Here is a 12,407-nt window from a genome sequence, read left to right as displayed (position 1 = left end):
CGGCGCCCCGCCCGTGGGCTGAGACCGCGCTGCGGGGGTGGCCGTCCGCGCCGCCGCGGTGTCCGTGTCCTCCTGTGGGCCGCCGGTGTTCTCGGGGGCGGGGTAGAGCTGGGCGAGCTGCTTCAGCAGGCGCGCATACGCCTCCCGTTCCGGCGGCCGGGGCTCGGTCCTGCCCGACTCCCAGCCGCCGACGGTCGCCCGCCGCACGTCCAGGGCAGCGGCCACCTCGTCCAGGGTGAGCGCGTGAGCCTGGCGCAGCCGCCTGCGCTCGGCCGGCGGCGGCAGCGGGGACCGGGACGCGATCAGCGCGTCGACCGCGTCGAACAACTCGGACATGGGACACCTCCGTCCCTCACCCTACCCTGAAGCGTCCCTATGGCGTACCAATGGCGTACAGGTAACGCACATTCAGCGTACGTGATGTGTTCGGGGTGATAAAGTCGTGTGCCAGCGGCCTTGAGGGATGTCATCGGGCGGGGCCGACGAAAGCATGCGATGGGTCGGAGGGAGATCGGTGGCAGCGGGCGACGGGTGGGCCGGCATGGGTTGGGACTGGACGGATGCCGAGGAGATTCGCCGTCGTCTTGATAGAGGCGCCGATCCGGAGAGCTGGAACGGGAGCCGTCCTCTGCACCGGGCAGCGGTGTTCGGCTCCTCAGAGGCTGTTGCGGAACTGGCCCGCCGGGTTGCGGATGTGGACGCGCTGGAGAACGGGGTGACGGCACTGTGGGAGGCCGTCGTGTCCAGGAATCCGGCCAACGCACGAGCGCTCGCCGCGGCCGGGGCCGATCCCTGGCGGCTGTCGCTGGGCGGCTGGTCACCGGGGCGGCTGAGCCTGGCCGGACCGACGCCCGAGCTGTTCCCGGTACCGGAAGGGGTAGCCCTGACCGACACCGAGCGTGCGGCAGCGCAGGAGGCACATCGCCTCACCACGGCGCTGGGGGAGTTCTACTACGACGGCACGGGCCTGGCCTGCGTGGCCGGCATCGACGCGGCCGAGGCGGTGCGCCGTCTCCAGGCGACGCCAGTGGTGGACGGCGAACTCCTCGACGTGCTGAATGAGCTGCTGGAGGAGCCCTACATCGTCGGCGTGACGTCCGTGCCAGGCGGCTGCGTCGTCACCCAGCCCTGGGGATACGCGCCGCAGATGCCGGGCGTGCTGACCCGGTTGTCCGCCGACACCCTCTGCTACGGCCTCTACGCCAATCCCAAGAGCGGCAACCAGGGCAGCATCGCCCGGAACGGAATCATCGAAGGCTCGGACCTGCACCCCGGCGGAGCACCGGACGAAGACGACACCTCTGCGGAGGTGCTGGCCTCCTACCTCTACCAGCACAGCGCCGTCGCCTACGCCTGCGCCTTCGCAGGACTGCGCCTGACCGACAGGCGCGCTGTAGTTGGACCGCCCGATGTGTGGGTCGAACTGCCCCGCCGCGACTACTGGAGTCACTGAACCTCTTTGGTCCGGCTGATGCGGTTGGTCGAACAGCGGGCCTGGCGTAGAAGTCGCCAGGACTTGAGCTGGGCGAAGGCGCGTTCGCCGGGTGCTCGCAGGCGGGCGTGGTCGTGGTTGTACTGCTGGTAGTGCTCGGGTAGTTCGCGGTGGCCGTAGTAAGGGGTGCGGACGGTGGCGCCGGCGCCTTGGTAGGCGCGGTCCGCCAGGATGAGGACTTCTCGTGTGAGGCACGCCTGGACGATCTCGTGGGCGCGGGCAGCGGTCAGGTCGTGGGTCCGGCCCGGCGTGGCGCGGGAGAACCACAGGGGTGTGCCGTCCGGGGCGGCAATCACCTGCACGTTCATGCCGTGCTTCTTGTGTTTCTGGGAGTAGTACGGCTCGTCCGCCTTGAAGCGGTCGGTGGGGATCAGCGTCCCGTCGACGATGACGAAGTCTCCCTCGCCCAGGCCCACGAGGGCTTTGCGCAGGCCTGACGCCCAGGCGGCCAGGACCTCGACGGGTCTCGGCCACATACCGCCAGGCTGTCGCTTGCGACACTCCGAAACCAGCGCCCACCTGTGCGAGTGTCTCGTTCTTCCGCGGATGGGCCAGGACCAGCAGGGCCTGCTTGAAGCACCCCAACTTGCGCCAGCGCGTGCGAAGTTCACGCCTTCGGGCGTAGATGAGCCACGAGACATGCTCAACCAGCTCGTACGGGACATCGAGCATGGAAGGATACGGAACCAACGAAGCCCCCCGGCCGATGGCGTGTTGAGCGAGATCACCACACCAACGACAAGGGGCTTCGTCATGTCACCCCACCTGACCAGCCTGTTTCACCCCCACGGCACAGGATGAAAGAGGTTCAGTGACTTCTTGATTTCCGCCGTTTCCTCAAAACTCGGCCCCTTTTACCCGCGATCAGCGAGGTGTGGCAGCGGCTGCTGGAGACGTACCGCGGCTGAACGGCGACGCCCAAGAAGACCGGGGAGCTTCCCCGGGCTACCGTGAGTGGTGGGGCCGTTCTTCCCGGAGGGCCGAGCCGTGGCCTTACGCTCGCACCGCTTCCTGACGCCGGACGACCTCGGACCGCTGCTGCGCATCGCCGCCCATGAGGACAACCGCAGCGTGCGCACCGAAGCCCTCGCGGCGTGCGCCGCGCTTCCGCTGGACGAGCCGGCGGCGGAGGAAGTCGCGGAGCTGGTCCTCCGCCGCTTTCGGGCGGAGCCCCTGGTGCCGGACTCGCTGGTTGAGGCGGCCGGGCACCTCCCGGTGGTCGAGGTGCGGGCCGTCCTGGAAGGGTGGGCCGCTGACGATGGCTCGGCCCATCAGGAGGCGGCGCGGCGGGCGCTGGCCACCCGGGACCGGCCTGCCGTCACACCTTCGGTACGGGGCGATCCGGGCGAGTGGACTTCCGCGCTGGCCGTGGAACTGGCGGTGACCGCACGCCTTCTGGATGGTCGTGGCTTCCCGTCCGATCTGTCCCCGCTCGCCTCCCTCTTCGAAAGTGGGAGGCAGCGTCTGCTGTCGGTGCTGATCGCCACCCTCGTAGATGCCGTGGACGAGGACGACGAGACCCTCCGTGCTGCCACTGAGCGCCTCGGACAGGTCGTCGAGGTGCTGCCGGACACGCTCGCGGCGGATCTGCCCGAGCTCCCTCGAGCGGTGCCCGACGGCCGGGCCGACTGGCTCGGCGCGGTGCTGAGCCTCGCGCCGCCGGCCGAGGTGGTCGGCAGTGCCGTCGCACGGCTCAGGAGCGGAGACCTGGACGAACGCCTTGCCACGCTGCGAGAACTGTCCAGGGCGGCGCCCCACTTGGGCCGTCCTCCCGTGCGCTGGCCGGAGCCGACCTCCCGCCCCGGCGAACTCGCCCACCTGGCACGGCTGCTGCTGGAGCCGGCGACCGGATACGAGGCAGCCGACGAGCCGCCTGCGGCTGCCCCGCTCCCCCGTCCCCCCGGGTATGTGTACGAACCTCCCCCCTGGTATGTGCACGATGCACCTTTTCTTCTCGAAACGCCCCCACCCCTGCAGCGCAAGGAGGCCCCGCAGCCGCCGGCTCCGCCGACCGGGCCCCTTGCGCCGCCCCCGGAACCGGAGGAATTCGTGGGCGGGGGAAGGCCAATACGAGTCGAACGGACAGACCCCCGCTCAGTGCATGGTCGCGTCCTGGACTGGTGGAAGCGCAGGGGGGTTCTCGTCTCAGCCGAGGGGCCTGCGCTAGCGGTTACCGCCCCCACCCGCGAGGCCTACGCCCGTCTCGACGCTCCCCAGCACGTCGTGCCCGACGAAGCCTTCGAGCTGCGCGTAGGGCTGGCCCCGCTCCCCACCCCCGAGGTCGTCCAGCCCGCCCCCTTCACCATCCCCGCCGAGACATTCACGCTCGACGTCTCCGTCCTCGCGCCCGGCTTCGCCGTGGTCGGCGAGGACCCGCTCACCCTGCGCATGCGGGCCGGTCCGGACGATCCGTACCCCTACCGGATGCTCAGGCTCCGAGCGGTGGACGATCCGTCCCTGGCCCCGGAGCGGGTGATCACCGCGGTGTACGCGGTCGCCGGCAACATCATCGGGGTCGCCCACCGGACCGTACGGGTGGGGGAGGCGCCCGGGGAGCCAGCCGGTGACGAGCCGCGGATGCAGGCGGCCGGAGGCGTATGGGTGCTGCCGGAAGAGGCGGACGCCGGTACCCAGCCAGATCTGGAGATCGTCGTGGCCCCAGGGAACGACGCCGAGGGGCGGCAGCACTGCTGGCTGTACCGCTCGCCGCACCCCGGCGTCGGCACCTGCGACAAGCCGCTCGTGACAACGCTCGGCGGTGAGGCCGACTGGGCCCGCTCCGTCATGCGCGGCGTGCAGGAGCGCAAGGACGCCTACGACCTCGCCCACTACCTCAAGGGAGTCGGCCGGGAGGCGAGCGGCGCCGTGCCGGAGGAGGTGTGGGCCGCCCTGCGCGCCGCAGGGGAACGTGCCGGTCCGCCGAGCGTGCTCCTGGCAACCTGGGACCCGTACGTCCCCTGGGAACTGGCCCTGCTGTCCGAGCCGTTGGACCCGGCGGCCCCGGCCCACCTCGGCGCCCAGGCGGTCGTCGGCCGCTGGATCTACGGAGACCGGCAGCGCACCCCGGCCCCGCCCGCGCATCTGCAACCCCACACGATGTCCGTGGTGACCGGGGACTACGCCGTCGCCGAACTTAAGGAGGCGAAGGCCGAGGCCAAGCACCTCATCCGGCACTACCGTGCGAACCCCGTCGACGCCACCACCGACCAAGTGCTCATGGCTCTGGAGGGCGAGCGGGGGCCGGACATCCTGCACCTCGCCGTGCACGGGAAGTTCAGCACGGAAGAGTTGGAGGACGGTCTGCAGATGGTGGACGGCACGTACTTGAGCCGCCGGTCCGTCAGCGGAGTGGAGGCCAGTGGGGTGCGGCTCGTCTTCCTCAACGCCTGCCAGGTCGGGCAGGGCCGCGCCGAACTGGGCGCGTACGCGGGCATGGTGCCCGCCTTCCTCGGCATCGGCGCGCAGGCAGCCGTCGCCCCGCTGTGGAACGTCGACGACAAGGTCGCCAAGAACTTCGCCCAGGACTTCTACAAGGCCGTACTCAAGGGCGGCACGGCCCCCGCCGAGTACCTGCGCAGGCGGCGCGCCGGAACGCTCGGCGCGGCCGGGGCCGAGCTGTCGACCCCGCTCGCCTACCTCTTCTTCGGCCACCCACGGCTGACCGTCCAGTGGACCGTGGAAGGCGCTCCAGCGGAACGGGAAGGAACGGACGATGCCTGATCTCGAACGGGACGGACGCAGTGAACTCCCCTACGGTCTGGTCCTGCGGTCCACAGAGGTAGGCGGCCGTGTCGGCGAGGTCCGCCGATGGGCCGCGGCCGGAACGCCTGTGCGCGACGCGGCCCCTGGCGCTCTGCCCGAGCAACTCCTCGCCGACCACGTCCCCGAGCCCACCGCGCGCCTGCTGGGCACCGCGGCGCAGGAGGCCGGGATGCGGCCGGTGCTCACCGTGCCGCTGAGCGACTTGGCCGTGCCACGCCGCCCCGGCGGGACCGATCGGAGCGGCGCTCCCGGCCCGCACCTCTTGCTGGAGGCGCCCGCGCCCCCGCCGGACGAGGGGCAGGTCCTGTTGGAGGCAGATGCGACCGGCGTCATGCGCTGGGTGTTCCCCGAGGCGGCGATGCGGGGCGGCCGCACGGACCGGGCCGCCGGCGCCCAGACGTTCCGAGTTCCGCTGCAGCAGTTCGCGCTCCCCACGGACGGGTCGGCGGTGGACAGGGGCATCGTCGGGTTCGGTGTCGGCAAGGTCCTGCACCTGCTGCGGTTCCCGATCGAGAGGGCGGCCGGTCTCGCGGCCGACTTCGCGGTCAGCCGGTGGGAGAAGAGGCACCGCCCGTACGGACTCCGGCTGACCACCCCGCAGACATTCCTCACGGCAGGCGAACAGGCGGGTGACCGGGCCGGTGAAAGGTCCGCCATGCAGGTGAGCGCAGGCCGGCTCGCCGAACTCGCCGACCGGCCCTTCCTGCTCTTCGTCCACGGCACCTTCAGCAGGTGCCGCACCAGCTTTCGCAGCATCGCCGACGACGAACCGCTGCTGCACGACCTCCACCGGCGCTACGACGGCCGCGTCCTGGTCTTCGACCATCCCACCGTCCACCTGGACCCGGTCGACAACGCGCGCTGGCTCCTGGAGCACCTGCCCGCCGACCGGCGACTCACCCTCGACATCGTCACCCACTCCCGAGGCGGTCTCGTCGCCCGCCACCTGAGCCGGAACGGCCTGGCGGGCGAGGAACGGCCCGCCCCTACCGTCCGTATGCTCGTCCATATCGCCACCCCCAACGCGGGCACAGCCCTCGCCGAGAAGCAGCGACTGAGCGAACTGCTCGGGGTCTTCACCAACCTGCTCGGGCTGTTCCCGGAGGAGCTGGTGAGCACCACCCTGGAAGTCGTCCTCGAAGTCGTGAAGCACGGCGCGACCGGTGTCCTCGGCGGGCTGGACGGCCTGGCCGCGATGGACCCCGCGTCGGAGGGCCTCGGTGAACTCAACGCCTCCGCCGTCCCGACCGAGAGTTCGGTGCGCGCGGTGACGTCCGACTTCGAGCCCGCCCGGGACGCGGCCTTGGCGATGCGCGCGCTCGACGGGCTGGTGGACCGGCTGTTCGGTGTCGGCAACGACCTCGTCGTACCGACCGAGGGCGTCCACCGCGCCGGTTCGTACGTCGTGCCCGATCCACTCGTCGTCCCGTCGGCGAGCGCCGTCGCCCACAGCGGCTTCTTCCGGGACGCACAGGTCCGCGCAGGCCTCTCCGAGTGGCTGCCGGGGAGCTGACCGCGCCCCGGACGCGCCGTTGCCGCGGCACGGGAGGATCCTGGAACGCAGGGGAGGGGAGACGCGCCGGGGCGCCCCGGCGCGGGTACGACAGGAGTAGACGGCGGACTGCAAGGAGGCGCCGAATGCGCGTGGACGAGTTTGGTGTCGGCACGTACGAGCACCCCCTCCTAAGCTTGTCGTTTAACCCGTTCAGGGGGTGACGTGGTCGCCCCAGCCGAAAGTGGCGACGTAGGTCCGTCGAAGGGCTTCTCCTCCGCGTCCGCCCCTGATGCGGATGACGGTCAGCGCGAGGATGAACCAGGCGGTGAAGCACGCCGCGACGATCAATGTCCAGCGAGGGCCGGTAAAACTAGCAATGACGACCAGGGCAATGATCGTGGCGACCAGTCCGATGTGGCCGCCTCTGATATCCGTGCTGGACCTGCTGCCGCCTGTCATCAGGGTCTCCCGCCAAAAAATCACGCTGCTCTGCGTCAAAGCAGGCTACGGGGCTCCGTCAACGGTGTCAGTGCCGCTCCCACGGCGGGGTTTGGTGCCGACCTTGTGGTGGGCGGGACGGTTGTATGCCTCGCCGGTCGCGAGGACGCGGCCCACGTCGTGACGGGTGGCTGGACGGCGGTTCTTCGCTCCAAGTGGTCTTCCTGGGCCGGGTGTTGAGGGTTTCGGTGCGCTGGCCGGAGAGCCGGTCTTCGTGCGCAGGTTTCTGAACCCTCGTCGGACGCGGGCGGGGGTGAGTCTGTTCGGCTCGGCCGGCTTCTCCCAGGGCCTGCGGAGGTCTGCGGCCAGGGGTCGGGCGAGCCGGAGCTGGGTGTAGGCGGCGATCACCAGCCAGGTCCACCGGTCGGCCGCTTGCGAACTCCGAAGCCGGGGCTTGGTCCATCCGAGGGTCTGCTTGAACAGGCGGAACGTGTGCTCCAGGTCGAAACGTCGAAGGAAGGACTGCCAGCAGCGGTCGACGTCCGCCGCGTTGGCCCCGGTGCCCGACCACCACAGCCAGACCGGCTTGTTCACCCCGCCGGACGGCAGCTTCTCCACGGCCAGGCGGATGACGGTGCCCTCGATGAGGGGCAGGGGTCCGTGGTACTCGATCCAGGCCGCCCGCCGGGTGAGCCTTGGGTGCAGCCGGTCCCATGCCCGCGCGATCGCCTTGCCGTAGAGGCGGGTGTCGGTGACCGTCATGGCCTGCTCGGTGCCCCAGGTGGAGGGGTCCCCGAAGACAAACTCACCGCCGTGCTTGGGCGGCCGACCGCCCTTGGGGTTGGCCAGGGCGAACTCGTTGCGGGAGGGTGCCGGACGCCGCATCACCCGATCTGAGCGGAGCCGGCCGAGGATCTCGACGGGCAGGCCGTCCAGCAGGTGGGCGATGCGGGGCGCGTCGTATCCGGCATCCAGCACGACCAGGACGTGCGGGTCGCCCGGCTTCCACTGGCCAGCCTCGACGAGTTGCTCGACGACCTCGCGAAGCTGGACGATGGTCACTGCGGCGACGTCGGCGCCGGGCTCCAGGCGGACCGCGTCCAGCACTGCCGTCCACGACGTGCGGCCCGTCTACAACGCGGCCACGATCGAGTACGGCCAGCCAGGCACCATCTGGTGCTTGCCCTCACCCCGGCCGAACGTATGGCAAAAGGCCCGGTCAGGGCAGGTGTTGGCGTCCGGACGCAGCCACGGCGAGACGTCCGCGGCCAACACGATCCGACCGTCCGCAGCCCTCGGCAACGGCGTCGAGACCAGAGCCCGACGCAGCCGGGCGACATCGATCCGTCCCTCATTGAGACCGCCGTAGAGGGCCCCGTGCCCACGGCGGTGTTCCGGGGCGAGCGCCAGGTCGACCAGCGTCCGCACCGGCCCGTCCGTGCACAGCAGGGCATCGCATAACTCGAACAGCGCGTCGCTCCGGGCGGTCAGACACGCGTACAACTCCGTCCGGAAGCGTGACACTTCCGCGAATGCATCCCGCAGGACGCCTTGATGCTCCAGACTCACGACCACGGCCTTCGCGCTGGTTCCTCTGCCTCTGTGACGGAGCAAAGGATCAGACGGAGGCCGCCCTCACGTCCGCTGAACTGTGAAAACGCCGACCAAGTTCGAGCCGCGTTCGACGCCGGACCTTAAATGACAAGCTTAGTGGGAGCAGCCTGGTCACGAGAGTTGGAACCAGTGACTGTGTGCCTCGGAGCAGGGCTCATGGGCTGCCTGCGGAGGGCCGAAGGGCTCCGGGCTGATCTGAGGAAACTCCCGGTCGGCCCGCGGCCCGCGGGTCCCTTTATGTTGAAGGTCGCGGAAATCGTGCGTTTCGGGGGTCGCCGCACCGAAGATGGACCCGGGCAACACACCAGGTACCAGGGGGCGAGCACATGCGCGGCGAGCAAAACGACCGGAATGCGGCACTCGCCGAGCTGCGCACATGGCTGAGCAGAGGGCTAGCCCGCAGCAGGTTGACCAAAACGCAGCTGGCCATGCAGGCAGGTCTGGGGCGGGTCACGGTGTCCGAGGCGTTCAAGGTAAACGGGCCCCCGCCCTCGGCGCGAACGGTAGCTGCACTGGCCCGGGCATTGAGATTGCCTGCGGAGGAGTTGCTGCGCTTACGGCGGGAGGCGGCTCTGGTCCTAGAGCAGCCCGGGCTGGGCCGTCCGATCAGGATGTGGGAGCCGCACGAGCTGGAGATCCATCCTGCCGGTTCCGGTGGGGCGCTTATTAGTCCATCTGGCTCCGTGATGCCGGCACTTCCCAGGTACGTGGCCCGTGAGCATGACTTGGTGCTGGCTGATGCAGTACGGGATGCGGCGGCTGGCTGCAGCCGGCTCGTGGTCCTGGTAGGCAGCTCGTCGACGGGCAAGACCCGGGCGTGTTGGGAGGCCGTACAGCCCCTTGCGGAGATGGGGTGGCGGCTGTGGCATCCCTTTGAACCTACCCGCGCGCAGGCTGTGCTGGAGGATCTGCACCGTGTAGGGCCACAGACAGTGGTGTGGCTGAACGAGGCGCAGCACTACCTCGGCGACCGTGTGGCCGGTGAGCAGATCGCGGCGGCCATCCACCATCTGCTGGTCAGCCCGCAGCGCGGACCGGTTCTGGTGTTGGGCACTCTTTGGCCCGAGTACGCCCGCTACTACACCGCGCTCCCCACACCGGGCGAGCCTGATCATCACAGCCAGGTACGGGAACTGCTGGTCGGCCGCACCCTGCCCGTCCCCGACACCTTCGACACCGCGGCCCTGGACGCCGCAAGCGCTCTTGCCGACGAGGGGGACGCGCTGCTGGCCGACGCCCTCACCCGCGTACGTGACGACGGGCGGATCACTCAGGATCTGGCTGGCGCCCCAGCGCTCCTCAATCGCTATAAGCAGGCGACCCCGGCCGCCAGGGCGCTGCTGTACGCGGCGATGGACGCCCGCCGCCTCGGCGTCGGCCTCCACCTCCCTCTGGCCTTCCTCACGGACGCCGCCATCGACTACTTGACCGACACCGACTATGACCATCTCACCGACGACTGGGCCGAACATGCCTTCGCGGAGCTGGCCCAACCAGTCCATGGAAAACAAGCCCCCCTGCGTCGCTCCACTCTCCGACCACCTCGGCGCCCACCCGCGACGCCCACCTCTGCTGGCGGGCCTGTGGCCCCACAGCCAGCGGGGCCACAGGCCCGACTCGCCAACTACCTCGAACATCACGGCCGCACCACCCGCAAGCACCTGTGCCCGCCCGCCTCCTTCTGGTACGCCGCCCACACCCACCTCACCCAGCCCGACGACCTGAACTGCCTCGCCGAAGCAGCCGAGGACCGGCACCGCCTGCAATGGGCCCGCCAGCTCCGGCAAGACGCCGCCGACCACGGCAGCACCAGCGCCCTGGTCGGCCTGGCCGTACTGTCGGAGGAGGCTGGTGACCGGGAGGGGGCCGAAGCCCTGGCTCGGCGAGCCGCCGACCACGGCGACACCCGTGCCCTGTTCCGCCTCGCCGAGTTGCGGGAGGAGGCTGGTGACCGGGAGGGCGCCGAAGCCCTCTACCGTCAGGCCGTCGACTGCGGCGACACCCGTGCCCTGTTCCGCCTCGCCGAGTTGCGGGAGGAGGCTGGTGACCGGGAGGGCGCCGAAGCCCTGGCTCGGCGAGCCGCCGACCACGGCCACACCGAAGCCCTATTCCGCGACACCCGTGCCCTGTTCCGCCTCGCCGAGTTGCGGGAGGAGGCTGGTGACCGGGAGGGCGCCGAAGCCCTGGCTCGGCGAGCCGCCGACCACGGCCACACCGAAGCCCTATTCCGCGACACCCGTGCCCTGTTCCGCCTCGCCGAGTTGCGGGAGGAGGCTGGTGACCGGGAGGGCGCCGAAGCCCTGGCTCGGCAGGCCGCCGACCACGGCAACGCTGCCGCCTTGTACCGCCTGGCGATGATGCGAGGGGAGGCCGGTGATCGAGAAGGCGCTGCAGATCTACTCCGGCAGGCTGCTGAGCACGGCAGTACGGCTGCCTTGTACCGCCTGGCGGAGATGCGTGAGGAGGCCGGGGAGCGGGAGGGGGCCGAGGCCTTGGCCCGCCACGCTGCCGAGCACGGCAGTACGGCTGCCTTGTACCGCCTGGCGGAGATGCGTGAGGAGGCCGGGGAGCGGGAGGGAGCCGAGGCCTTGGCCCGCCACGCTGCCGAGCACGGCAGTACGGATGCCTTGTACCGCCTGGCGGAGATGCGTGAGGAGGCCGGGGAGCGGGAGGGAGCCGAGGCCTTGGCCCGCCACGCTGCCGAGCACGGCAGTACGGATGCCTTGTACCGCCTGGCGGAGATGCGTGAGGAGGCCGGGGAGCGGGAGGGAGCCGAGGCCTTGGCCCGCCACGCTGCCGAGCACGGCAGTACGGATGCCCTGTACCGCCTGGCGGAGATGCGTGAGGAGGCCGGAGAGCGTGAGGGAGCCGAGATGCTTCTCTGGCAGGCGGCCGAGCACGGCAGTATCGACGCCCTGTACCGGCTGGCGGAGAAGCGCGAAGAGAGGGGAGACCGAGCGGGCGCGGAAGTTCTTGCCCTCCAAGTCGCCAACCACGGTAGCGTCGCCCTCCGCTGGACAATGATGCGGGGATTGCTCAACAGACTTTGGCCGAACGGCCTGGACCCCGACGGTGCGCCGACACTCCCATGGCAACCGTCAGCGCTCACCCTGCGCGGCCGACACGAGCCGCCAGACGCGCTCCGCGACGGTAACCGAGTCTCAGGCGAACCCCTAACGGCGGGCCACGGCCAGCCTGACGACCGCGCCACTGCCCACGCAGTTGCGGGGTGCCGGATCGGACTCGAGCTGCTCGATGATCACAGTCCCAGCGTCGATGCGTCGAGTCGCATCGGACTGCAGCTGCACGCCGACCCCGGCCACCCGTGGGCCGTGCCAGGCTCCCGCCAGCGGCCGACCTTGGAAGTGGTGGCAGCCGCGCTCGGGCCAGCCACCATCGAGCCCGGCCGAGGTTTCTACAACCCTCTCGACGTCCTGGAGTTCACCTTCGTGCCCCGACGACCCGGACGCCATCTCATTCGATTTACCCTGTATGAGACCGCAAGCGGTGCCGCACTGCAGCAGGTGGAGACCTTGCTGACGGTCACCGAGGCTGCCCATGATGACGAGGCGCTCGTACCGACAGCCGAGCGCCGGCGGAGGTGAA

The 12,407-nt window shown here is 70.3% G+C and carries 6 protein-coding genes and 2 pseudogenes; 4 read left to right on the top strand and 4 right to left on the bottom strand.

What is annotated here, in order from left to right:
* Positions 1-336 (bottom strand): helix-turn-helix domain-containing protein (locus tag AWZ10_RS29520; RefSeq protein ID WP_244172586.1); only part of this gene is annotated, 336 nt, incomplete at its 3' end.
* Between the two features lie 154 nt (positions 337-490).
* Between AWZ10_RS29520 and AWZ10_RS29515 the strand changes: the two genes are divergently transcribed.
* Positions 491-1,453 (top strand): ankyrin repeat domain-containing protein, encoded by a 963-nt coding sequence (locus AWZ10_RS29515; RefSeq protein WP_060892483.1) that lies wholly within the window; start codon positions 491-493, stop codon positions 1,451-1,453.
* Here AWZ10_RS29515 and AWZ10_RS29510 read toward each other — a convergent pair.
* Positions 1,447-2,223 (bottom strand): annotated as a pseudogene (locus AWZ10_RS29510) (transposase family protein). The gene AWZ10_RS29515 and the pseudogene AWZ10_RS29510 sit on opposite strands and share 7 nt — an antisense overlap.
* 256 nt (positions 2,224-2,479) lie before the next feature.
* Here AWZ10_RS29510 and AWZ10_RS55210 point away from each other — a divergent pair.
* Together AWZ10_RS55210 and AWZ10_RS29500 are read left to right on the top strand one after the other, a co-directional pair.
* Positions 2,480-5,212: a CHAT domain-containing protein gene (locus tag AWZ10_RS55210; protein WP_159058384.1), complete on the top strand. Its 2,733-nt coding sequence runs from the start codon at positions 2,480-2,482 to the stop codon at positions 5,210-5,212.
* Positions 5,205-6,767: an esterase/lipase family protein gene (locus tag AWZ10_RS29500; protein ID WP_060892481.1), complete on the top strand. Its 1,563-nt coding sequence runs from the start codon at positions 5,205-5,207 to the stop codon at positions 6,765-6,767. Before AWZ10_RS55210 ends, AWZ10_RS29500 begins: the two co-directional genes overlap by 8 nt.
* 192 nt (positions 6,768-6,959) lie before the next feature.
* Here AWZ10_RS29500 and AWZ10_RS29495 read toward each other — a convergent pair whose 3' ends face one another.
* Both AWZ10_RS29495 and AWZ10_RS29490 read right to left on the bottom strand, forming a co-directional pair.
* The gene (locus AWZ10_RS29495; protein ID WP_244172584.1) at positions 6,960-7,247 is read right to left on the bottom strand and encodes a hypothetical protein; all 288 of its coding nucleotides are present in this window, start codon (positions 7,245-7,247) and stop codon (positions 6,960-6,962) included.
* 6 nt (positions 7,248-7,253) lie between these two features.
* Positions 7,254-8,756, bottom strand: a pseudogene (locus AWZ10_RS29490) (NF041680 family putative transposase).
* Between the two features lie 977 nt (positions 8,757-9,733).
* On the opposite strand from AWZ10_RS29490, the gene AWZ10_RS29485 reads away from it, so the two are divergent.
* Entirely contained in the window at positions 9,734-12,406 is a 2,673-nt protein-coding gene (locus AWZ10_RS29485) for a tetratricopeptide repeat protein (protein WP_208618570.1), read from the top strand.
* The last annotated feature ends 1 nt before the right edge of the window (position 12,407 follow it).

It is taken from the genome of Streptomyces europaeiscabiei, from assembly GCF_001550375.1.
In the GTDB taxonomy this organism is placed as follows: Bacteria; Actinomycetota; Actinomycetes; order Streptomycetales; family Streptomycetaceae; genus Streptomyces; species Streptomyces europaeiscabiei.
The sequence above is the reverse complement of the archived record's forward strand: the minus strand, read 5'-3'. Positions and strand labels throughout refer to the sequence as shown.

Excerpts from the sequence above, each read along its gene's own strand:
- AWZ10_RS29515 (WP_060892483.1), top strand. The coding sequence starts at position 491 with ATGCGATGGGTCGGAGGGAGATCGGTGGCAGCGGGCGACGGGTGGGCC.
- AWZ10_RS29500 (WP_060892481.1), top strand. The coding sequence starts at position 5,205 with ATGCCTGATCTCGAACGGGACGGACGCAGTGAACTCCCCTACGGTCTG.